Annotated in this window: 17 protein-coding genes and 1 pseudogene; 7 read left to right on the top strand and 11 right to left on the bottom strand. The window is 72.4% G+C overall.

Annotated features, from left to right (window positions below; genetic code table 11):
- The first annotated feature begins 130 nt into the window (after positions 1-130).
- Positions 131-751: a hypothetical protein gene (locus ACTJK8_RS11740; protein WP_440761952.1), complete on the top strand. Its 621-nt coding sequence runs from the start codon at positions 131-133 to the stop codon at positions 749-751.
- A 42-nt stretch (positions 752-793) separates the two neighbouring features.
- Here ACTJK8_RS11740 and ACTJK8_RS11735 read toward each other — a convergent pair whose 3' ends face one another.
- Both ACTJK8_RS11735 and ACTJK8_RS11730 read right to left on the bottom strand, forming a co-directional pair.
- Positions 794-1,042 (bottom strand): hypothetical protein, encoded by a 249-nt coding sequence (locus ACTJK8_RS11735; protein WP_012321177.1) that lies wholly within the window; start codon positions 1,040-1,042, stop codon positions 794-796.
- A gap of 64 nt (positions 1,043-1,106) precedes the next feature.
- Entirely contained in the window at positions 1,107-1,580 is a 474-nt protein-coding gene (locus ACTJK8_RS11730) for a CYTH domain-containing protein (RefSeq protein ID WP_024828886.1), read from the bottom strand.
- 245 nt (positions 1,581-1,825) lie between these two features.
- Here ACTJK8_RS11730 and ACTJK8_RS11725 point away from each other — a divergent pair, with 245 nt between their 5' ends.
- The 6 genes from ACTJK8_RS11725 (at position 1,826) to paoC (ending at position 9,302) form a co-directional block, all read left to right on the top strand.
- Positions 1,826-2,293 carry an NUDIX hydrolase gene (locus ACTJK8_RS11725; RefSeq protein ID WP_024828885.1) on the top strand — a complete coding sequence of 156 codons (468 nt, stop codon included), beginning with the start codon at positions 1,826-1,828 and terminating at the stop codon, positions 2,291-2,293.
- 187 nt (positions 2,294-2,480) lie between these two features.
- Complete coding sequence (locus ACTJK8_RS11720; protein ID WP_440761951.1) at positions 2,481-4,949, top strand: bifunctional diguanylate cyclase/phosphodiesterase; 2,469 nt, start codon at positions 2,481-2,483, stop codon at positions 4,947-4,949.
- Between the two features lie 141 nt (positions 4,950-5,090).
- Positions 5,091-5,288 (top strand): hypothetical protein, encoded by a 198-nt coding sequence (locus ACTJK8_RS11715; RefSeq protein WP_012321181.1) that lies wholly within the window; start codon positions 5,091-5,093, stop codon positions 5,286-5,288.
- A gap of 268 nt (positions 5,289-5,556) precedes the next feature.
- Positions 5,557-6,132 (top strand): aldehyde dehydrogenase iron-sulfur subunit PaoA, encoded by a 576-nt coding sequence (gene paoA / locus ACTJK8_RS11710; RefSeq protein WP_012321182.1) that lies wholly within the window; start codon positions 5,557-5,559, stop codon positions 6,130-6,132.
- Positions 6,129-7,079, top strand: a complete 951-nt coding sequence (locus ACTJK8_RS11705; protein ID WP_012321183.1) for an FAD binding domain-containing protein — start codon at positions 6,129-6,131, stop codon at positions 7,077-7,079. Before paoA ends, ACTJK8_RS11705 begins: the two co-directional genes overlap by 4 nt.
- Positions 7,080-7,082: 3 nt before the next feature.
- Positions 7,083-9,302 (top strand): aldehyde oxidoreductase molybdenum-binding subunit PaoC, encoded by a 2,220-nt coding sequence (gene paoC, locus ACTJK8_RS11700; RefSeq protein ID WP_012321184.1) that lies wholly within the window; start codon positions 7,083-7,085, stop codon positions 9,300-9,302.
- Between the two features lie 32 nt (positions 9,303-9,334).
- Here paoC and ACTJK8_RS11695 read toward each other — a convergent pair whose 3' ends face one another.
- From ACTJK8_RS11695 to ACTJK8_RS11655, 9 genes and pseudogenes are all read right to left on the bottom strand, one after another.
- The gene (locus ACTJK8_RS11695; protein WP_440761950.1) at positions 9,335-9,565 is read right to left on the bottom strand and encodes a DUF6894 family protein; all 231 of its coding nucleotides are present in this window, start codon (positions 9,563-9,565) and stop codon (positions 9,335-9,337) included.
- Positions 9,566-9,773: 208 nt separating this feature from the next.
- Positions 9,774-12,380: a TonB-dependent receptor gene (locus ACTJK8_RS11690; RefSeq protein WP_440761949.1), complete on the bottom strand. Its 2,607-nt coding sequence runs from the start codon at positions 12,378-12,380 to the stop codon at positions 9,774-9,776.
- A gap of 288 nt (positions 12,381-12,668) precedes the next feature.
- A complete protein-coding gene (locus ACTJK8_RS11685) occupies positions 12,669-13,286 on the bottom strand; it encodes an SOUL family heme-binding protein (RefSeq protein ID WP_063111781.1) in 618 nt (205 codons plus the stop codon).
- Positions 13,287-13,417: 131 nt separating this feature from the next.
- Entirely contained in the window at positions 13,418-15,880 is a 2,463-nt protein-coding gene (locus ACTJK8_RS11680) for a PAS domain-containing protein (protein WP_440761948.1), read from the bottom strand.
- A gap of 136 nt (positions 15,881-16,016) precedes the next feature.
- A pseudogene (locus ACTJK8_RS11675) lies at positions 16,017-16,463 on the bottom strand (PAS domain-containing protein); the annotation flags it as partial.
- Between the two features lie 384 nt (positions 16,464-16,847).
- A complete protein-coding gene (locus tag ACTJK8_RS11670) occupies positions 16,848-18,575 on the bottom strand; it encodes a response regulator (protein ID WP_440761947.1) in 1,728 nt (575 codons plus the stop codon).
- The gene (locus ACTJK8_RS11665; protein WP_012321190.1) at positions 18,572-19,033 is read right to left on the bottom strand and encodes a response regulator; all 462 of its coding nucleotides are present in this window, start codon (positions 19,031-19,033) and stop codon (positions 18,572-18,574) included. The genes ACTJK8_RS11670 and ACTJK8_RS11665 overlap by 4 nt, the downstream gene beginning before the upstream one ends.
- Positions 19,033-21,288 (bottom strand): ATP-binding protein, encoded by a 2,256-nt coding sequence (locus ACTJK8_RS11660; RefSeq protein WP_440761946.1) that lies wholly within the window; start codon positions 21,286-21,288, stop codon positions 19,033-19,035. Before ACTJK8_RS11660 ends, ACTJK8_RS11665 begins: the two co-directional genes overlap by 1 nt.
- Positions 21,289-21,609: 321 nt before the next feature.
- Complete coding sequence (locus tag ACTJK8_RS11655; protein ID WP_012321192.1) at positions 21,610-22,188, bottom strand: peroxidase-related enzyme; 579 nt, start codon at positions 22,186-22,188, stop codon at positions 21,610-21,612.
- Positions 22,189-22,761 lie beyond the last annotated feature (573 nt).

Below are 22,761 nucleotides of genomic sequence, written 5' to 3'. Positions count from 1 at the left end.
CCGATCTCGACTAAAGAGAAATTTGACCAGTACGACGTCGTCTTTCTGGACAACGGCCGAGATCAGGCTTAACCTCGGTGTGTTCGTGCCGCCGAAGTGCGGGCTCGAATGCTTCCGAGGATCATCTTACATGAAGCGCCGCAGCGCGCGACCGTTCATGGTCGAAGTCAAGCAGACTCGTTCGGCCCGCACAACGCTGACTGCCACCGAGGCGCGACCGCGCCCGGACAAGATCCTGTGGCCGGAACTGGCGCAGGCTGCCCTCGAGCCGCCCGCGCCCGCGCCCGCCCCCCAGGCGGCGCCGGCGCCGCGCCCGGAGCGGAAGGTGCCGGACGCACCGGTGCGCCGCGTCCTGCCGAGCCTCATGCCGATGTTCGATGTCCCGGTCGAGCCGGTCGTCGAAGTCGCCGGCGATGCCGTGACGGAACCCGCCGCCGAGACCGTCCCGGCGCCGCGGGCGCGGCGCGGACGGCCGCGCGCGGCCGCGCGGGACGCGCTCCCGCAGGGGCCGACGGCACCGCCGCCGCGCCCGGCCGCGCCGCCCGCCCCACTGCCGGCTCCGCCCGTGGACGAGGCGCCCGCCGGCATCCCGCCGGCCGCGACGGGCCAGGCGACGGGCCAGGCGACGGGCCAGGCGACGGGCCAAGCGACCGGTCAGGGGCCGTCGCCGCGGTCGACGGCAGGACGGCGGACGAACGAGCTGCGGCTCGGCGAGCGCTGGAAGCGGCGCCTTCCGCAGTTCATGCGCTGACGGCCCGGTCGCGTCCGCCGCGGCCCGCCGCGGCCCGAATCGTCAGGTGAAGAACGGCCTGAAGTTCTCGAGCCATCCGCGCAGCCAGGCCTCGCAGCCCTGCCGGGCGCCCTCGGCGTCCTGGCCGTGGCCCCAGATGTCCTCGGCCAGCGGGCTCCACCAAGTCCAGAACCGGCTCGATCCGTCGTAGGCGCAGATCCCCACGACGACCGCCCCGACCCGGCCGACGAAGCGCGGGAGCGGCACGCCGGCAGTCTCGTCCTGCGTCCAGGTGATCAGGGTCCGGGGCATCCCGTTAGAACGGCGGGTGTCCCCGGATGTTCAACCGGGCGGACCCGCCGGACGCGGCGCGGATCTAGGCTGCCTGCCGCTCCGGCATCGGTCCGGCGGCCAGCCGCGAGTTGCGGTAGCGCGCGTCGTCGGTGACCTCGCGCTCGACCCACGGGGGGAGCACCACCGGCTGGTCCTCGCGCTCCAGTTCGATCTCGGCCAGGATCAGGCCCGCGAGTTCCCCGCCGAACACGTCGACGTCCCACATCGCCCCGGCATGCGCGACCCGGTAGCGGGTCTTCTCGAGCCGCCGGTCCGGCGGCACCGTAGCGAGGAGCGCCGCGCCGTCCTCCGGCGCGATGGCGAACTCGATCTCGTCCCGGCTGGCGCCGCGGCGCGGGCTCTTCCACGTGATGAGCGCGCGCTCACCGGCCCGGCGGATCCGGATTGTGTTGGCCGCGTCGGTGAAGAGATAGCCCTGAACCAGGGGCGTCCCCGCCCGGCACAGCGCCAGAACCGACGGGTTCGCGATGAACTTGCGCTCGATCTCGACAGCCATGCCGCGCCTCGTGGACGGTTGCCGCGTCAGCCTTCGCCGACAAGCCGGCCCGAGACAAGCCGGCAGGCGGGGATGAGCACAGCGTTACAGGCATGGCTCGGTGCCAATGCGCGTGGGCTGCAATGCGATCCTGTTAAACTTATGTAAAAGCGTGAGGAGTCCGTCGCTTGCACAAGCATCATCAGAAATCCCGCCCCCCTCCATCCCCGAGGTCACCGCTGAAGACGGCATCCAAGCGGCCGAATTTGAAGAAGCTGCTCCGGAAGGCGCAGGTCAAACCGCTCAAGCAGGTGGCGGCCCTGCCGTTTCGCGTCGGCGCGGACGGACGGATCGAGGTTCTGCTGATCACCTCGCGGGACACGGGGCGCTGGATCATCCCGAAGGGCTGGCCGATGGCTGGCCGCAAGGCCCATCAGGCCGCCGAGCGGGAGGCCTACGAGGAGGCGGGGCTCGAGGGGCAGATCGCCGCCAACCCGGTCGGCCGGTATCACTACCAGAAGCGCTTCGATCACGGCCGCGCCTTCCCCTGCATGGTGCGCGTCTACCCGCTTCGGGTCGAGGCCCAGCACGAGCGCTGGCCGGAACAGGCCCAGCGCACGCTGCGATGGTTCCCGCCCGAGGAGGCGGCGCGCCTCGTCCACGAGGACGAGCTCCAAGAACTCCTGACGGATTTCGCGACGCGGCCGGTCGAGATTCGCGGCGAGCGCGGCTGACCGGCGCGGGCGGCCCGTCGCGGCGCCGGGAGATGCGACTCCCGATCTGCGGCCGGACCGGCCCGTCGCGGCGCCCGTGAGAGCCGGGCCAGCATCGCGAGGCCGATCGGCGCCCGGGCGCGATGCAACTTCTGATTAGTATCCGCAGGTTAAGGTTCCCGCCGTCGAAGATGGGCGGGGCACCTCGATGTATCGCGCGTTCGCTTGCCTGACCGAGGAACATACCGGTTGGGTGGTCGCCCTGGCCGCCTGCGTGTGCTGGATCTCCTGCGCGGTCGCCCTCAAGCTCGAGCAGCGCGTCCAGGTCCGCGCCGACGGGTACGGGCCGGTCTGGCTCCTGGCGTCGGGCTTCTCGATCGGGGCCGGGATCTGGAGCACGCACTTCATCGGCATGCTGGGCTACGATCCCGGCGTGGTGCTGGGCTACGAGCCGCGCACGACCCTGCTCTCGCTGATCGTCGCGATCGCGGCCGCCACCGTGGCGTTCCTGTTCGCCCGGGCCATGCCGTCGCGCTGGGCCGGGGCGGGGGCCGGGCTCGCGCTCGGGATCGGCATCGCCTGCATGCACTTCCTCGGCATCGCCGGCGTGCGGCTGCCGGGGCACTTCACCTGGGACCCGGCCCTGGCCGCCACGGCGATCGCGGCGGGCTGCGGGCTCGCGGCCGCCGGCATGGCCATCCATGTCGGGCGCGCGGGCGCGCGGGCCCGGCTCGCGGCCGCGACCGTCCTGACCCTCGCCATCGCGGTCCTGCACTTCCTGGCCATGGCGGCCGCCCGCGTGGTGCCGGACCCGGCCCTGGCGGTCCCGCAGCTCGGCCTCGCCCGCGGCGTCCTGGCCGCCGGCATCGCCGGCATGATGGCGGTGATCCTGGCCTTCGCGGCGCTGACGCTGATGCTGGACCATCTGCGCCGGATCAACGTCGCCCTGGCCCGGCAGGGCCGCATGCTGCGCGAGAAGACCCTGCTGCTCGACGCCACCCTCGACAGCATGGACCAGGGCCTCATCATGGTCGACGCGGGCGGCGTGGTGCGGGTGTGCAACGAGCGGGCACTGGCGCTCCTCGACCTGCCGCGGGCGATGATGCAGGCGCGGCCGAGCTACCGGGCGGTGCTGCGCCACGAGGCGAGCCGCCGCGAGCGCCGGCGCCCGGACCGCTCGATCCGGACCTGGATCGAGCGCGGCGAGGCCGGGCAGACGCAGGTTCACGAGCGGGCGCGGCCGAACGGCCTCGTGCTGGAGGTCCGCACCGTGCCCCTGGCGGATGGCGGCTTCGTGCGGACCTTCACCGACATCACCAAGCGGAAGGCCGCGGAGGCGGAGGTGGCGCGCCTCGCCCGCCACGACGTGCTCACCGGCCTGCCGAACCGGGCGCTGTTCCACGAGACCCTCGAACGCAGCCTCGCCGACATCGTCCAGCGCGGCGGCGCCTGCGCGGTCCTGTACCTCGACCTCGACGGCTTCAAGAGCGTGAACGACAGCCTCGGCCACCAGGCCGGGGACGAGCTCCTCCGGCGCGTGGCGGCCGGCCTGCGGGGAATCGCCGGGGACGGGGCCGTGGCCCGGCTCGGGGGCGACGAGTTCGCCGTGCTCTCCGCCGGCGGCGCGGCCGAGGCCGGCGCCCTGGCCGAGCGCCTCATCGCGCTGTTCGACAGCCCGTTCAGCGTGGGCGGGCACCGCGTCGGCGTCGGCCTGAGCGTCGGCATCGCGCTGGCGCCCGAGCACGGGACCGACGCCGAGCCCCTGTACCGCCGCGCCGACCTCGCCCTCTACCGGGCCAAGGCCGAGGGCCGCGGCACGTACCGGATCTTCACCCCCGCCATGGACGAGGAGGCCGAGGAGCGGCGGGTGCTCGAGCGCGACCTGCGCCAGGCCCTCGACGACAACACCCTGGGCCTGCACTACCAGCCGCAGGTCGACGGCCACACGGGGGCGCTCGTCGGGTTCGAGGCGCTGCTGCGCTGGACCCACCCGGTGCGCGGCAGCGTCTCGCCGAACCTGTTCGTGCCCCTCGCCGAGGAGACCGGCCTGATCGTGGCGCTCGGCGACTGGGTGCTGCGCGAGGCCTGCCGCGAGGCGGCGCAGTGGGCGCAACCCCTGAAGGTCGCCGTCAACCTCTCGCCCCGCCAGTTCCAGAAGCCGGACCTGCCCGAGACCGTCCTGGCGATCCTGGCGGAGACCGGCCTGTCGCCGGACCGCCTGGAGCTGGAGGTCACCGAGAGCATCATCATCAACGACATGGCGCGGGCCGTGGGCATCCTCCGCCGCCTGAAGAGCTACGGCATCCGGATCAGCATGGACGATTTCGGGACAGGCTACGCGTCGCTCGCGACCCTCCAGGCCTTCCCGTTCGACAAGCTCAAGATCGACCGCTCCTTCGTGGCGCAGCTCGGGACCGGGCCGCAGGCCGCCGTGATCGTGCGGGCCGTGCTCAGCCTCGGCCGCAGCCTCGGCATGGGCGTCGTCGCGGAGGGCGTCGAGACCCACGCGCAGATGAAGTTCCTGACCGAGGAGGCCTGCGGCGAGATGCAGGGCTACCTGTTCGGCAGGCCGCGCCCGATCACCGATTACGCCGCCGCGGTCGGCGGTCCCGCCGGGGCCTCCGGGGCCTCCGGGGCCTCCGCCCCGGCCGAGCCGGCCTTCGCGGCCGCCGGCTGAGCGGGAGCGCCCCGCCGCCGCGACCGGGAACCCGCCGGAACCCTCCGACGTTGGCCCCGCAGATTGGATCACTTCTAAGGTCCAAGCTCTCGTCCCTCGCCGGGACGGCCCCCGGGCCGCCGGCCTCACAGGAGCCTGACCATGAACGCCAAGTGCGAGACCTGCCGGTTCTTCGACGAGCACAAGGGCAACGGCGCCGTCGCGCAGAACGATGCCGGCCTGTGCCGCTTCAACCCGCCGGTCAGCCAGCCCGCGCCCGAGTCGAAGGGCCTGTGGCCGGTGGTCGCCGCCCAGGACTGGTGCGGCCACTACACCGCCGAGATGACCGCGGCCGAGTAGGCAGGGCCTCAGCGCGACGATCGGGGCCGGCCTTCGGGTCGGCCCTTTCGTTTGGGCGCCCCGGCGCGGCCTGCCCCCTTATTCGTGCCCCGGCCGCGCGGCCCCCCTGACGATCGCCGGCGCGGGCTCTACCTTGGAGCCAATCCAGGGTGCTGGTGTGTCCCGGACGAGCCCGCCGGGTGTCCCGCCGGAGCGGGGTGCCCGTCGGCACCGGGCCCGGAAACCGGGATCCCGTCCGCGCCTCTGTAATCTGAACCGGAGAGACTTGATGCTGGGAGTTGAAGCCGCGCCCCAGGACCCGGGCGCCAGACCCGCGCGGACCGACGCACCGGTCCTCGCCACCGTCACGTTCACGGTGAACGGCGAGCGGCGCACGCTCGAACTCGACACCCGCACCAGCCTGCTCGACGCCGCGCGCGAGCACCTGCACCTCACCGGGTCCAAGAAGGGCTGCGATCACGGCCAGTGCGGCGCCTGCACGATGATCGTCGACGGGCGGCGCATCAATGCCTGCCTGACGCTGGCGATCATGCACCAGGGCGCCGAGATTGTGACCGTCGAGGGCCTCGGGCAGCCGGACCACCTGCACCCGATGCAGGCGGCCTTCGTCAAGCACGACGGCTACCAGTGCGGCTACTGCACGCCGGGCCAGATCTGCTCGGGCGTCGCGGTCTTGGAGGAGATCAGGGCCGGCATCCCGAGCCACGTCACGGCGGATCTCGGCGCCGCCCCGCAGGTGACCGAGACGGAGATCCGCGAGCGGATGAGCGGCAACCTCTGCCGCTGCGGCGCCTATTCCAACATCGTCGAGGCGATCACCGAAGTCGCCGGGAGCCGCGCATGAAGTCCTTCACGTACGAGCGCCCGGGCACGCCCGCCGAGGCGGCCGCCGCCGTCGCCGCCACGCCCGGCGCCAAATTCATCGCCGGCGGCACCAACCTGCTCGACCTGATGAAGCTGCAGATCGAGACGCCGCGCCACCTCGTCGACGTGAACGGGCTCGGCCTCGACGCGGTCGAGCCGACCGAAGAGGGCGGCCTGCGCATCGGCGCCCTGGTGCGCAACACCGACCTCGCGGCCCATCCGCGGGTGCGCAAGGATTACGGGGTCCTCGCCCGCGCGCTGCTCGCCGGCGCCTCGGGACAGCTGCGCAACAAGGCGACCACCGCCGGCAACCTGCTGCAGCGGACCCGCTGCCCGTACTTCTACGACACCGCGCAGCCCTGCAATAAGCGCCAGCCGGGCTCCGGCTGTTCGGCGCTCGACGGTGTGAGCCGGCAACTCGCGGTGATCGGCGCCAGCGAGGCCTGCATCGCCACGCATCCGGGCGACATGGCGGTGGCCATGCGCGTCCTCGACGCCACCGTGGAGACGATCGACGCCGGGGGCGCCGCGCGCAAGATCCCGATCGCCGAGTTCCACCGCCTGCCTGGCGACGAACCGCAGCGCGACACGAACCTCGGGCCCGGCGAGCTGATCACCGCCGTGACGCTGCCGAAGCCGGTCGCCGGCACGCACATCTACCGAAAGGTCCGCGACCGCGCCTCCTACGCCTACGCGCTGGTCTCGGTGGCGGCGATCCTGGGCAAGGACGGCACGGGCCACGTCGCCTTCGGGGGCGTCGCCCACAAGCCCTGGCGGGTCGAGGCGGCCGAGGCCGATCTCCCGAAGGGCGCCCGGGCCGTGACCGACCGGGTCTTCGCCGACGCCGCGCCCACCCACGAGAACGCCTACAAGCTGAAGCTCGCCGAGCGGACCCTCGGCGCCGCGCTCAACCAAGCGAGGGCCTGAGCCATGAAGTTCGACACCGCCGCGGGCCCGAACCCGATCGACCGCCTCAAGGTCGTCGGCCGGCCCACCGACCGCATCGACGGCAAGTACAAGACCACCGGCACCGCGCCCTACGCGTACGAGCGCCACGACGCGGCCCCCGACGCCGCCTACGGCTACGTGCTGGGCTCCGCCATCGCCAAGGGCCGGGTGCGCAGCATCGACACGGCCTCGGCCCGGCAGGCGCCCGGCGTCGTCGCCGTCGTCACCACCCTCGACACGCCGCGGATCGAGCGCGGCGTGATGAACGTCGCCTACCTGTTCGGCGGCGACGTGATCCAGCACTACCACCAGGCGATCGCCGTGGTGGTGGCCGAGACCTTCGAGCAGGCCCGCGCGGCCGCCTTCCTGGTGACGGTCGATTACGCCCCCGAGGCCGGTGCGTTCGACCTCGCCGCCGCGGCGAAGACCGCCGAGCCGGTCCCGGCCGACAGCGGCGAGGGCAGCGGCGGCGACGGCGAGGAGCGGGTCGGCGATTTCGAGGGCGCCTTCGCGCAGGCGCCCGTGACGCTCGACGCGACCTACACGACGTCCGACGAGAGCCACGCCATGATGGAGCCGCACGCCACGACGGCGGCCTGGGACGGCGACCGGGTCACGCTCTGGACCGCCAACCAGATGATCGGCTGGGGCCACGGCAGCCTCGCCAAGATGCTCGGCCTGCCGAAGGACAAGGTCCGGCTCGACGCGCCCTACGTCGGCGGCGGCTTCGGCGGCAAGCTGTTCGTGCGCGCCGACGCGGTGCTGGCGGCGCTCGCCGCGAAGGCGGCGGGGCGGCCCGTGAAGGTGGCGCTGACGCGCCCGCTCATCGCCAACAACACCACGCACCGGCCGGCCACGATCCAGCGGGTGCGGATCGGCGCGACCCAGGACGGCACCATCACGGCGATCGCGCACGAGAGCACGTCGGGCAACCTGCCGGACGGCGACCCCGAGACGGCGGTGAACCAGACCAAGTACCTCTACGCGGGGGCGAACCGCCTGACCGCCATGAAGCTCGCCCGTCTCGACCTGCCCGAGGGCAACGCCATGCGGGCGCCGGGCGAGGCCCCGGGGCTGGCGGTGCTCGAGGTCGCCATGGACGAGATGGCGGAGAAGCTCGGCCTCGACCCGGTGGAGTTCCGCATCCGCAACGACACGCAGGTCGTCCCGACCCAGCCGGACCTGCGCTTCTCACACCGCGACCTCGTCGGCTGCCTCAAGCTCGGCGCCGAGCGGTTCGGCTGGGCCAGGCGCAACCCGAAGCCCGGCCAGGTCCGGGAGGGGCAGTGGCTCGTCGGGCACGGCATGGCGGCGGCCTTCCGCGACAACATGGTGCTGAAGTCGGGCGCCCGGGTGCGGCTCTCGGCCGACGGCACGGTCACGGTCGAGACCGACATGACCGATATCGGCACCGGCAGCTACACGATCATCGCGCAGACCGCCGCCGAGATGATGGGCGTGCCCCTCGACCGGGTCGTGGCGCGGCTCGGCGACTCGGACTTCCCGGTCTCGTCGGGCTCGGGCGGCCAGTTCGGCGCCAACTCGTCGACCGCGGGCGTCTACGCGGCCTGCGTGAAACTGCGGGAGGCGGTCGCGCAGAAGCTCGGCTTCAACGCCACCGACGCGGTGTTCGAGGACGGCGAGGTCCGCGCCGGCAACCGCGCCATCCCGCTGGCCCAGGCCGCCGCCGACGGCGAACTGGTGGCCGAGGACGCGATCGAGTTCGGCAAGTTCTCGAAGACGCAGCAGGTCTCGACCTTCGGGGCCCACTTCGTCGAGGTCGCGGTGGATGCCGACACCGCCGAGGTCCGGGTGCGGCGGATGCTGGCGGTCTGCGCGGCGGGGCGCATCCTCAACCCCAAATCCGCCCGCAGCCAGGTGATCGGCGGGATGGTCATGGGCACCGGCGCGGCCCTGATGGAGGAGCTCGCCGTCGACACCAAGCGCGGCTTCTTCGCCAACCACGACCTCGCCGGCTACGAGGTGCCGGTCCACGCCGACATCCCGCACCAGGAGGTGATCTTCCTCGACGAGGTCGACCCGATGTCCTCACCCATGAAGGCCAAGGGCGTGGGTGAGCTCGGCATCTCGGGGGTCGGCGCCGCGGTCGCGAACGCGATCTACAACGCCACCGGCATCCGCGTGCGCGACTACCCGATCACCCTCGACAAGCTCCTCGACCGCATGCCGGACGCGGCCTGACCGGGGCGCGGGGACGTCCTGCCGGGCGTCCCCTACGGGTCCACGACGTGGAAGCTGGCCCGGGCCCGCATCACGAGGCGACCGTCCTCGTCGTAGGCGCGGGCGGTGAAGTCGTTCACCCCGGTCTCCTCGCCCTCCTCGTGCAGGAGCGCCGTCAGGGTCCGGCGCAGCAGGTCCCGCAGGGCGGCCCGGTCCGGGAGGACCGTGCCCTCGTCGTCCCGGACGGCGACGTGGTCGGCGGTGTCGATGAAGTAGCGCGGCATGGGTGTCTCCGGGATCGGATGACGGGGACGGGAGCGCCCGCAAGCCTCGCCGATGGCCGATCAGGGATACAGATCGGGTCGGCCGCCGCACTCATCTGGGTTTGAAAGTCCGGGCTCATCGTCCGGGCGCGAAGACGCGATGCCTCAAACGGAAGAGGGGCCGCGGATCCCGCAGCCCCTCGCTCCGTCGTTCCCCCCTCGGACGGGCTCAGTACTTCCGGATGATCGGCTCCGGCGCCATCGGGACCGGATCCGCCCCGAACCGGTAGGTCAGGCCGGCGTAGATCGAGAGCGGCTGCGCCAGGGTCGTGGTCCGCGGGTCGTTGATCGACAGGTTGCCGGCGACCGCGCCCGTTTCCGCGAAGGTGCCGAACGTGGCGTAGCGGTTGTTGGTCAGGTTGGTGATCAGCCCGAAGATCTCCAGGTTCTTGCTGACCTGATACTTCGTCGTCAGGTTCATCACGTAGTAGGCCGGCAGCTTGCGGTTGAGGTTCGACTCGTCGCCCCGGTAGTAGGACGACGAGAAGGCCGAGACGTTGAGGCCGAAGCGCCAGTTCGGGGTGATGCTGTACTCGAAGCCCGCCTTGATCTGGTGGTCGGGGATCAGCGGGATCTTGTCGCCCGGCCGGACGCGGATGCCGCCGTTCGGGATCACGTCGCCGCCCGCGGCGCCGCCGGCCGCGCCGGTGCTCGCCAGCGGGTTGTTGGGCGACGAGAGGGTCGCGTTGAACTGGAAGGTCGCGTCGACCAGGGCGTAGTTGGCGTAGACCAGCAGGTCGGGCGTGACCGCGTACTCGGCGCCGACCTCGATGCCCTGGCGCCGGGTCGCGGGCACGTTGATGTAGTAGGCGCGGGCGGCGTTGCCGGCGACGGCGACCTGGTAGAGGTCGTTGCTCAGGTCGGTGCGGTAGACGCCGGCCTTGTAGGTGAGGGCGCCGCCCGACAGGAAGGCCGGGATCACGCCGCGGAAGCCGGCCTCGTAGGTCCGGCCGGTGACCTGCTTGAGCGGCGGGTCCGCCACCAGCGAGTTCGGCAGCAGGCACGGCTGGGTCGGGCTGGAGCAGGACAGTTCCAGCGGGGTCGGGGCGCGGTTCGACTCCGAGTAGCCGCCGTAGAGGTTGAGCGCCGGGTCGAACTGGTAGGTCAGGCCCGCGAGCGGGTTGACCTTGGTGTACTCGTGGGCGCCGGTCACGTCCGGCGCGAAGCCGGTCTGGTCCCGGGTCTGGATGCGCGCGTAGTTGAGCCGGAAGCCGCCGGTCAGCGACAGCCGGTCGGTCACGTCCAGTGTGTCGGTGGCGTAGAGGCCGAGATACAGGGTCGAGCCGCTGACGTTGCTCGGCGCGAGGCCGATCGCCCCGAGGGTGCGGATGTCCGGCGTGCCGAGGCCCGGGATCGTGCCGTAGTACGGGTTGTTCGGGTCGACGGTGATCGACAGGTTCGGGTTGATGACGCCCAGCTGGCTGGACGATTTGAACGCGAAGGTGGAGGCGTCGACGCTGCCGCCGACCACGAAGGCGTTGTTCAGGCCGAAGATCCGGTCGCGGTTGGCGGCCTGGAGCGAGCCGCCGTAGGATTCGGCCTCGGTGAGGGTCGTGTCGATCGTGCCGTACGGGATGTTCCGCAGGAACGGGATCGTCCGGTTGTTCAGGCCGAGGATCGCGAACTGGTTGGCGTAGGCGCGGCGGGCCGCCACCTGGCTGGTGGGCGGCGCGTTCACGTTGAACGCGTCGTCCTGGTAGCAGAGCGAGCCCCGGAAGCTGCTGCGGCTGCTGCAGTTCTCGAAGTTGCCCTGGTTGCCGTCGACGTAGAACTCGCTGAAGCGCCGGTAATAGGCGTTGCCGGCGAGGTCCCAGGTCGGTGAGATGTCGACCCGGCCGGTCAGCTGGAGCGTTCCGACCTGCGTCGTCTGGGTCTGCGGGTAGGTGAAGATCGCCCGCGGGTCGAGATGGGTGAAGTCCACCGGCGTGGCGGCGGCGGCGCCGTAGAAGCTGCGGGCGGCGAGCCCGATCAGGTGGAATTCCGAATCCTGCGAGCGGTAGCCGAGATCCGCGTAGAGGCGGCCGATCGTGCTCGGGTTCTGGTAGCGCCAGCCGCGGTCGTTCAGGCCGTCGCCGGTGAAGTAGAAGCTCCAGGGACCGGAGATCTTGCCGTACTCCAGGTAGCCGGCGGTGCGCGCGTCCGAGCCGCCCCAGGCCGAGATCTCGGTGCCCTGCCAGGTGAAACCGTTCTTCATCTGGATGTTGACCGCGCCGCCGATGGCGTTGAGGCCGAAGACCGGGTTGCCGGTGACCACGTCGATGCGCTGGATCGCCTGCGGCGGGATCAGGTCGAAATTGACGACGTCGCCGAAGGCCTCGTTGATGCGCACGCCGTTCTGGTAGACGGCGAGCCCCTGCGGCACGCCCTGCACCGACGAGGCCGTGAAGCCGCGGTAGCTGAGATCGACCCGGTTCGCGTTGCCCTGCGAGTCGTTGAGGTTCACCCCGGGCGTGCGCCGCGCCAGCGTGGCGATCACGTTGTCGGAGCCCTGATCGACCTCGATCTGCCGCGCCGTGACGGTCTCGACGGTGCTGGGGATCTTGTTGAGCGGCTGCTCGGAGCCCCGCAGCCGCACCCCGCCGGCCGGGGCCGGCAAGGTCGGGGCGGCCTGGGCGAGCGTATCGAGATTCTGGGCGCCGCTGGAATTGCCGCCGCCCGCACCCACCGGCGACGTCGAGACGACGCTGATCTCGCCGAGGGTGACGGCTTGTTGAGCCTGCGCGACACCCGGCAACAGCGCCACGGACGCGATCAAGCTGCCTCGTAGGGCACGCATATCTTCCCCCAACCTGGATTTAAGGCACGCGCCGCTTCTCGTCGGCTGCGAGAGGCTCACTGATCTCGGGTCGGGTCCAGATCTCAATTCACATTCTGTTTAATCCCTGTCGGGGACGACCTGAGGGCTCGAATGATCGGGCCTGTGGCGCAAAGACAACAAGAGCGGAAGATCGCGGCAAGTCTTCGGGATTATTATGAAGGACATCGCGGGATAATTGCGCAATCGGGCCGGTCCTCAGGGGCGGCGTCCGAGGCCGCGCCCGGCCGTCGGGACTGGTCCCGGCTCTCACGGCGGCGGCAGGCGGACGGCGACCTCGTTCCGGCGCAGGAACGGGATCGCGAAGGGCGGGTCGTAGCCCATGACGAAGGGCGCGCCCGCCGGTGCGCGGCCGGCCGCCGCCAGGACGGCGGCGAGGATGCCCGCCTGCGCGGCCCGCGCCTCCGGGGTGAGGCGGCCGGAGAAGCGCAGGGCCGCGACCAGCTCGGCCGGGACCTCGACCAGCCGGACCCCCGGCTCGTTCGGCGCCGGCGCCCCGGCCGCCGCCACCGCGCGGGGCAGGAAGAACCGCATCGTGCCGGTGCCGTCTCGCTCCACCGGGACCGTCATGGCGATGCGCTGGGCGATGCGCTGGCCGCCGCTCTCCACCGGCGCCGTCATGGCGATGCGGTCCCCGGCCCGGTTGGCGCCGGTGATGTAGCGGAACAGCCGCCCGAAGGCGTCGCCGTCGCCCTGTCCGCGCGCGTCGGTCTCGACCGCGAGGCGCGGCGCGTAGGACCGGATCTCGACCCCGCGGTCGAGGCGCGCGACGACCGCGTAGGCGGGCTGCTCGTAGAGCGCCCGCACGCCGAAGATCCCGAGCACCGCCTCCGCCAGGGTGACGAGCGCGTACATGACCCTGTCCATGGGACCTCCGGGGGCGGGCGCGGCGTCTCCCCCGCGCGCGGAACCTCCCGCGGGAACATGGCGCCGGGACCGCCCGTCGCCGCCCGGCTGCGGCGTCAGGTCTCCGCTTGTCCCGGCAGCGCCCAGCCTCATCAGGGCTGCCCGCCCCTCGGCCGCCTCCGCCGCGCGCCGACGACCTTGCGCAGCACGCGCGAGACCTGGTCGGCGGAGTAGGGCTTGTGCAGCAGCTCGAAGTCGCGGATCCCCTCCTGGGCGAGGACGTGGCTGTAGCCGGAGGCCAGCACCACCGGCAGGTGCGGCATCCGCCGCCGGAGGAGCCGGGCCAGCGCGATCCCGCCCATCCCGGGCATGACCACGTCGGAGAACACGACGTCGAAGGCCGCGCCGTCGGCCCCGAGCTGATCCAGCGCCTCCTCGGCATTGGCCGCCCAGGTCGTCGCGTAGCCGAGATCCTCCAGGATCTGCGTGGCGAAGCGGCCGACCTCGATGTTGTCCTCCACCACCAGCACGCGCTGCCCCGCGCCGCCGGGATCGAGCGCGGCCGCCTCCGCGGCGGCGGCCGCGCAGGACGCCTCGGGCTCGACCTGCGGCAGGTAGAGCGTGAAGGTGGCGCCGCGGCCGGGCGCGCTCTCGACCGCGACGTCGCCGCCGGACTGCTTGGCGAAGCCGAAGACCTGGGACAGGCCGAGGCCCGTGCCCTTCCCGACCTCCTTGGTGGTGAAGAACGGCTCGAACACCCGTGCCAGGACGTCCGGCGCGATGCCGGTGCCGGTGTCGGTGAGGGCGATCGCCGCGAACGGGCCGGGGGCGCCGGCATGGCCACGGATCGGCGGCAGCGCCGCGCCGCAATGCAGGCGCAGGGTCAGCGTGCCGGCGCCGTCCATGGCGTCCCGGGCGTTCACCGCCATGTTGACCAGCGCGGTCTCGAACTGGCTGAGGTCGACCCGGATGAAGCAGGGCTGGTCCGGCAGCTCGGTCACGACCGCGATGCGGGCGCCCGTGACCGTGTCGAGCAGGTCGGCCACGCCGCGCAGCCGCGCGCCGACGTCGAGGATCTCGGGCTTCAGCGCCTGCCGCCGCGCGAAGGCGAGGAGCTGGCCGGTGAGCTTGGCCGCCCGGTCGACCGTCTCCGAGACGGCGTTGAGGTAGCGGGACCGGCGCTCCTCCGCCAGATCGGGACGGCGCAGGAAGTCCACCGACGAGCGGATGATCGTCAGGAGGTTGTTGAAGTCGTGGGCGACGCCGCCGGTGAGCTGCCCCACCGCCTCCAGCTTCTGCGACTGCCGCAGGGCCTCCTCGGCGTGCCGGAGCGCCTCGGCCTGGGCCTTCTCGGCGGTGACGTCGCGGCCGTAGGCGTAGACGTGCGCGCCCTCGACGGAGGTGCGCCACGAGATCAGCCGCGGGGTGCCGTCTTTGTGCCGGTAGCGGTTCTCGAAATCGGTCAGGTCGCGCGCGGCCGCGGCGGCGTCGAGGGCCTCCCGGGTCGGGCCCGCATCCTCCGGCCAGACGAAGTCCAGGAAGCTGCGGCCCACCACCTCGGCCGGCTCGTGCCCCAGGATCGTCTGCCAGGCCGGGTTGACCGCGCGGAAGATGCCGTCGGCCCCGACCACGACCAGGAGGTCGCGCGAGTTGCGCCAGACCCGGTCGTGCTCGGCGGTGCGCTCGGCCACGCGCTGCTCGAGGGTCACGTTGAAGCGCACGAGCTCGGCCATGAGCCGCTTCTGGTCGTCGATGTCGGTGCTGGTGCCGACCCAGCGGGTGACCGCGCCGTCGGCCGCCCGGACCGGCTGCGCCCGGGCCAGGAACCAGCGATAAGCGCCGTCGGCGCGGCGCAGGCGGTACTCGGACTGGTAGTCGGCCCGCGACCGGACGGCCGCCCGCCATTCCTCGTCGACCCGGTCCCGGTCGTCGGGGTGGATGATCCCCCGCCAGCCCGCCCCGTCGAGGGTGCCGGGCTCCCGGCCCGCGTAGGCGTAGACGCGCTCGTTGAACCAGTCCGCCGCCCCGCCGGCGTCGGTCGCCCAGACGAAGTTCGGCAGCACCTGCGACAGGACGCGGAACTGCGCCTCGCTGGCGCGCAGGGCCTCCTCGGCCTGCTTGCGGGCGGTGACGTCGATCGCCGTGCCGATCACCCGCACGCAGCGCCCGCCCTCGAAGATCCCGCGCCCCTTGGCGGCGACCCAGCGCACGACGCCGTCCTCCTTGCCGACGGTGCGGTACTCGACGTCGTAGAGGGCGCGCCGGTCGGGATCGAGGGCGGAGGCGAAGGCCGCGCTCGTGGCCTCCCGGTCCTCGGGATGCAGGCCGGCGTAGTAATCGGCCATCGTGACCGGCACGTCGGCCGAGATCCCGAACATCGCCTTGACCCGCGCCGGCCAGAACAGGGTGTCGGCGACGACGTCGACGTCCCAGAGGCCGATCTCGGCCGACTCGGTCGCGAGCCGCAGGCGCCGCTCGCTCTCCCGCAGCTGCTCCTCGGTCCGGTGGCGCACCGTGTCGTCGAGGTGCAGCCCGTCCCAGACCAGGCCGTCGCCGACGCGGCGGGGCGCCGAGATGATGCGCGTCCAGACGCGGGTGCCGTCCGGCCGGCGCATCGGCGCCTCGACGTCGAAATGCGCGAGGTCGCGGATCGCGCCGGCCTCGNCGGTACTCCGGCAGGATCAGGTCGTAGGCGACGGCCGGGTCGGCGAGGACCGCCTCGGCCGCCACGCCGGTCATGCGCTCGAACCCCTGCGACACGTAGAGGAAGCGCCGGTCCGCGCCGTCGGGGGCCATGGCGAGCTGGTAGACGTAGCCGCCCGGGAGGTGGTCGGCGAGCGCGCGGATCCGCGCCTCCGTCTCCCGCAGCCGCGCCTCGGCCAGGACGCGGCCGGTCGTCTCCGTGCAGGCGCAGTACAGGCCGGCGACCCGGCCGGCCTCGTCGCGCACCGGCGCGTACGAGAAGGTGAACCAGGTCGGCTCGTCGTAGCCGTGCCGGTTCATGGTGAGGGGCATGTTCTCGGACCAGGTCGCCGCGCCGGCGAGCGCCCGGTCGATCAGGGGCCCGATCTCGGGCCAGATCTCCGGCCAGACGTCGCGGAAGCGCGCGCCGAGCGCCGCGGGATGCTTGTCGCCCAGGATCTCCGCGTAGGCGTCGTTGTAGAGGAAGACGAGGTCGGGCCCGAACGCCACGAACATCGGGAAGCGCGAGCCCAGGATCAGGCTCAGCGTCGCCCGCAGGCACGGCGCCCAGCGCTCCGGCCGCCCGAGCGGCGAGCCGGACCAGTCGTGGGCGCGCATCCGCGCGCCCATCGCGCCGCCCTCCGCGAGGAAGGGCAGATCCGCGGTCCTGACGGTCTCGGACATGGGACAGGGACAGGCTCCGCGATGGGCATCGCTCCGCCTGGCGCCACCGTTCCGGCCGCGGGGCCCGGCTGACAGGGCGGCCTCGCGCCGGCGCGGAGGGGCCGTACGGTGCCCGCAGTGCCATCGGTGCCCCAGCGCGCGGGCCTGTGCAACTGCATCGATCAAGTCGGGCCCGTCGAACGCCGCGACCCGTGTGGAGGACGCCCTCAGGACGCCTCAGGCGCTCTTGTCGCGGCCCGAGATCAGCCGGAGCTGCGCCGGTGGGCGGGCCGCCAGGGCGGCGGCGACCTTGCCCTCAAGTTCCCCGACGCGGAACGGCTTCAGCACGATCGCGTCGGTGCCGACGGCGCCGGCCTTGGTCAGGGCGCTGGTGTCGGCGAAGCCGGTGACGAACAGGACCGGCAGCGCCGGCCAGCGCTTCCGGACCTCCAGGGCCGTCTCGGCCCCGTTCATTCCCGGCATGGCGAAGTCCATCACGACGAGGTCGACGCCCGGATCCGCCTCCAGGGCGGCCAGCGCCTGGAGGCCGGAGGCCGCCTCGCGCACCGCGTAGCCGGCCTCGATCAGGCGGGTCGTCGTCACCTCGCGCACCTCGGCGTCGTCGTCGACCACCAGGAGCCGGGGGCCGCCTCCGGGCGAGTGCGCCCGCGCGGCCTCGGCCGCGACCGGCAGGCGGGGCACGGCGCCCTCGGGCTCCGCGGCCCGGGGCAGGTAGACCTTGATCGAGGTGCCCTCGCCCGCGACCGTGTCGATGCGGATGCCGCCGCCGGACTGCTTGACGAAGCCGTAGACCTGGGCGAGCCCGAGACCCGACCCCTTGCCGACCTCCTTGGTGGTGAAGAACGGCTCGAACACCCGCGCCAGCACGTCCGGCGTCATCCCGGTGCCGGTGTCGCTCACCGCGACCATGACGTAGGCGCCGGGCGCCGGCTGCTCGGGCCGCGTCGGCGCCCCGGTGACGCTGACATTGGCGGTCTCGATGGCGAGCCGGCCGCCCACCGCCATCGCGTCGCGGGCGTTGATGGCGAGGTTCAGGATCACGAGCTCGATCTGGGTGGCGTCGACCAGGGCCGGCCACAGGTCGGGCTGAAGGGTCGTCTCGATGCGGACCGCGCCGCCGATCGAGCTCTGCAGCAGGTCGCGCATCGACGCGACCGTCTGGTTGAGGCTGACCGGCGTCGGCTCCAGGCGCTGGCGGCGGGAGAAGGCGAGGAGCTGCGCGGTGAGCCGGGCGCCGCGCTCGGCGGCCCCGCGCATCATGGCGAGGCGGCGCTTCGAGCGCGCGTCGGAGACGGCCTTCTCCAGGAACTCGATGTTGCCGGCGATCACCGTCAGCAGGTTGTTGAAGTCGTGCGCGACGCCGCTCGTGAGCTGGCCGACCGCGTCCAGGCGCTGGGCGAGCCGCAGGGCGTCCTCAGCCCGCTCCCGCTCGACGATCTGGGCCTGGAGGGCCTCGTTCGCCGCGGCGAGTTCCCGGGTCCGCTCGGCGATGCGCACCTCCAGCGTCTCGTTGAGCGCCTGCAGGGCGGCCTCGGCCTCGCGCTTGTCGGCGCGCGCCCGCGCCTCGGCGAGCGCGCGGACGATCGTGCGCGGCATGCGGTCGAGGCGCTGCTTGACGACGTAGTCGGTGGCGCCGTTCTTCAGGGCCTCGACCGCGACATCCTCGCCGAGCGTGCCCGAGCAGAAGATGAACGGCGTGTCGGGGCACTGCGCCCGGGCGATGCCGAGGGCACTCACGCCGTCGAAGGTCGGCAGGACGTAGTCCGCCAGGATGAGGTCGTGCCGGCCGGCGACCGCCGCGCGGGCGAAGGCGTCGCGGGTCATCACCCGCTCGATCGCGACCGGGTGCCCGAGGCTCTCCAGCTCGGCCTCGATCAGCTCGGCGTCGAGGTCGCTGTCCTCCAGGTGGAGGATGCGCAGCGGCCCCGCGGAAGGTCCGATCACGCGTTCGATGGCCAGCCTCCCCGGTACGGCGGCGGCTCGTTGAGGAGGGCCCAGAAGACGCCGATCTCCTTGATCGCCGCGAAGAACTCCTCGAAGGCGACCGGCTTCACCACGAAGGCGTTCACCCCGAGATCGTAGGAGCGCACCAGGTCGGTCTCCTCGCGGGACGAGGTCAGCATCACCACCGGCACCTGGCGGGTGACCGGGTCTCCCTTGATCTTGGCGAGCACCTCCAGGCCGTCGACCTTCGGCAGCTTGAGGTCGAGCAGGACCACCGCGGGATCCTGGGCCTGCCGCTTCTCGTGCACGCCCCGCCGGTAGATGAAGTCGAGGGCCTCGGCGCCGTCGCGGCAGATGACGATCTCGTTGGCGAGCTGGCTCGATTCGAGCGCCGCCAGCGTCAGCTCGATGTCGTTCGGATTGTCCTCGACCAGGAGGATGGGCTTCAGTCCCGCCATCAGTGCGCCTCCTCCCGGATGGGCAGGGTGAAGTAGAAGGTGGCGCCCTCGCCGAGCTTGCCCTCGGCCCAGGTCCGCCCGCCGTGGCGCTCGACGATGCGCCGGACATTGGCGAGGCCGATGCCGGTGCCCTCGAACTCCTCGACCCGGTGCAGCCGCTGGAAGACGCCGAACAGCTTGTCGACGTAGGCCATGTCGAACCCGGCGCCGTTGTCGCGCACGAAGTAGACCGCCTCGCCCTCCCGGGGCGGGAGGCTGCCCATCGCGATCACCGCCTCCGGGGTGCCGCGGGTGTACTTCACGGCGTTCGACAGCAGGTTCTCGATGACGAGCCGCAGCATGACGGGGTCGGCATAGGCGCGGCCCAGCGGCGCGATCTCCCAGCGGAGGGTCCGGTCGGGGGTGACGTCGCGCAGAACCTTCCGGCGGACCTCCTCGACCAGGGCGTTCATGTCGCCCCAGACCTTGTTGAGGGCGTGCCGGCCCATCTGCGAGAAGCTCAGGAGGCTGTCGACCAGGGTGCCGGCCGAGAAGGCCGCCTCGATGATCGTCTCCACGTAGTGCCGGCCCTTGTCGGAGAGCTGGGCGCCCTCGCGGGTCTTGAGCAGGTTCGCGTAGCCGACGATGTGGCGGAACGGCGCGCGCAGGTCGTGGCTGACCGAGTACGAGAACGCCTCCAGCTCCTTGTTCGAGCGCTGCAGCTCCTCGCTCATGGCGGCGAGCTCCTCGGCCCGGCGGAGCACGATGCCGAGCACCGAGGCGCGCAGGTCCTTGGCGGCCTCCACCTCCGGGTCGGACCAGGGCAGGGAGCGGCCCTGCACGGTCTCCTTCCAGATCTCGAACGACTTGCGCGGGTGCAGCCGGTCCGGTCCGCCCTCCGGATCGGGCCGGACGGCCTTCACGGGATTGCCGCCCCACTTCACCGTCCGCACGACCTCGGGCCTGAACCAGAGGATGTAGCTCGCGTACTTCTTCGAGACCGAGATCGCCAGGAGGCCGCTCGCCCGCTCGGCGAAGGCGGCGGCGGCCGGGAACGCCTCCGACAGGGCCTCGGAGACGAAGACCTCCTCGGCGTCGTCGCGCTCGGACAGCCACCGGTAGAGGGCGCGGACCTCCCGCTCCGCCGGCGTCGCCCCGAGCAGCCGGCAGCGGTCCGCCGTCACCACCGCGGCGCCGGTCGCGTCCACCAGGGCCAGGACGTCGTCGGGGTGGTTGAGCAGGCCGTCGACGAAGCTGTCCTCCTCGGCCATGAACGCCAGGAGGCGCGCCTGCACGGCGCCGAGCGCCAGCCGCTTCTCGGACTGGGCGCCGCGCTCGCGGGCCGAGAGCTGCAGGGCGAAGATCTGGGTGAGCACGTCGCAGGCGTTGCGCGCCTGCAGGGGCACGCGCTTGGGCGTGCGGTTGTGGCAGGAGATCAGGCCCCAGAGGCCGCCGTCCACGAGGATCGACACCGACATGGACGCCATCGTGCCCATGTTGCGCATGTACTCGACATGGACCGGCGAGACCGAGCGCAGCACCGACTGGCTGAGGTCCAGCGGCTTGCCGGAGGGCGTGGTGGCCGGCCGGATCGGCACGGGGACGTAGCCGGCATCGGGGATGATGCGCAGGCGGTTCCGGCGGTAGAGCTCGCGCGCCTGGACGGGGATGTCGGAGGCGGGGAAGCGCAGGTCGAGGTAGGAGGGCAGGACGCCGTTGCCGGCCTCCGCCAGCACCGTGCCGTGCCAGTCGCGGTCGAACCGGTAGACCAGGGCGCGGTCGAGGCCGGTGATCTGGCGGATGTCCTCGGCGACGAACCGGCAGAGGTCCTCGACGGTGCGGGCGGTCTGCAGGCGCTCGACGAAGGCCCGCAGGCGCGGGGTGAGCACGTCGACGCCGATCTCGGCCGCGGCCGCGTCGATCTCCTCCAGTTCCAGCACGACGAGATCGTCGACCCGGTGAGCCGCGACCTCGTAGGCCTGACGGCCGCCGCCGGTCTCCAGCGTCACGGTCCGGAGATAGAGGGCGCCGTCCTGGGGCTCGGCCGCCGTGAGATGGTGGCGGACGACGGCCGCGAGGTCGGGCAGGGCCGCGTCGAGCACGGTTCCGACCGTAGCCGCCGCGGGGGCGTTGGCGCTCGCCTGGACGATGGTGAGGGACCGGGCCTCGAGGCCGAGCAGGAACCCGTGCGGCTGGACGCTGCCGACGATGTGGATGGGCTCGCGATCGCACGCGCTCAGGTCGAGACGCGGGGCCGCGCCGCTTCGAAGGTTCAAGCCGGGATTCGCCTCCTCACCGGGTCAGTCGCAGAGTTTAACGCGTGTTAACAGCCGAACCGGGCCGCTCCTATAGGCTTAAAGCACGGGTCGGGACGGCCCGCCCCGTCCGCGCGCGTCGTCCGGGCCGGGCCCAGAAGGCGGGAGCCGTCTCATCCGCCTCGCGCGCGCGACGCCAGGTCGCACGGCGGGGCTCCGGCGATGCCGCAGGGCGCCGAGCCTGCGGGGAGCGGCACCCCTGGGGTCTGGATCGCGAGATCCGGGCCGCGCGGACGATCGGGACCCGCGCTCGGCTCGCCGGCGGCCGGGGACGCCGCGCCGTCAGCCGCGCCCCAGCGCGTAGAATTCCGGGTTGGGGCGCAGGCTGGTGACGTTCGCCAGCCGGTTCGACAGGCCGAAGAAGGCCGCGATGGCGGCGATGTCCCAGGCATCCGCGTCGTCGAATCCGTGAGCCCTGAGCGCCGCGAACGCGGCCTCCCCGACCTGGTGCGCGGACTGGCTGACCAGCATGGCGAAGTCGAGCATCGCCTTCTGCCGGTCGGTGATATCGGCCTTGCGGTAGTTGATCGCCACCTGATCGGCGATCAGCGGATCCTTGGCGCGGATCCGGAGGATCGCCCCGTGGGCGATCACGCAGTACTGGCACTGGTTGATGGCCGAGGTCGCCACGACGATCATCTCGCGCTCGGCCTTGGTCAGGTTGCCCGGCCTGTCCATGAGGGCGTCGTGGTAGGCGAAGAAGGCCCGGAACTCGTCCGGGCGGTGGGCGAGCACCAGGAACACGTTCGGGACGAAGCCGGACTTCTCCTGCACCGCCTCGATCCGCGCGCGGATGTCGTCCGGCAAGGTCTCCAGGCGGGGGATCGGGAAGCGGCCGATCGGGGCGTCTTCGGCTGACACGGGCGCGCTCCTCGCAGATCGTCGCAGATCGAGCCGGCGCCCGAGGCCGCCGGCCGTCCCGGTCAGCCGATAGACCGAACGGTCCCGCCGACGCAATCGAGCGGGGCCGCGGGCCGGACCGCGGACCGGACCGCGCGCTTCCGACCGGAACAGCGCGAGGCGCCGGTCTATTTCAGCAGCAGAACCGGGACGTGAATACCTTCGATCGCTCATGAACGACGATCTTCGAGAGTAACCGTTGCCGCTCGTGGCGCCGCGCGGGCCTGTATCGCCCCGTCACGGCGGGGACGAAGCCCGCGACGCGGAGCATAGGGATCCACGCGTCTCGCTGACGGCGGTGCTTTCTCGCGGCCTCGACCTGACACGGTCCTCGCGATCGGCCTCAACTCTGCCCGAAAGCTTCCGTCCGGTCCGGCCGGGATTCGATGGCGCGCGACGGCGCGCCGCGGGGAGGACGGTGTGCCGCGACGGAAGACGGTCTGGACGAAGCTGTCGCTGCCGCGGGGCGGCGGATCGAAGCCCGTGTCGCTCCCGGGTGAGCGGTGTCCGCGCCGGGCCCCACCCTGGGCCGCG

Source organism: Methylobacterium sp. 22177 (genome assembly GCF_052045615.1).
Classification (GTDB): Bacteria; Pseudomonadota; Alphaproteobacteria; order Rhizobiales; family Beijerinckiaceae; genus Methylobacterium; species Methylobacterium radiotolerans.
The sequence above is the reverse complement of the archived record's forward strand: the minus strand, read 5'-3'. Positions and strand labels throughout refer to the sequence as shown.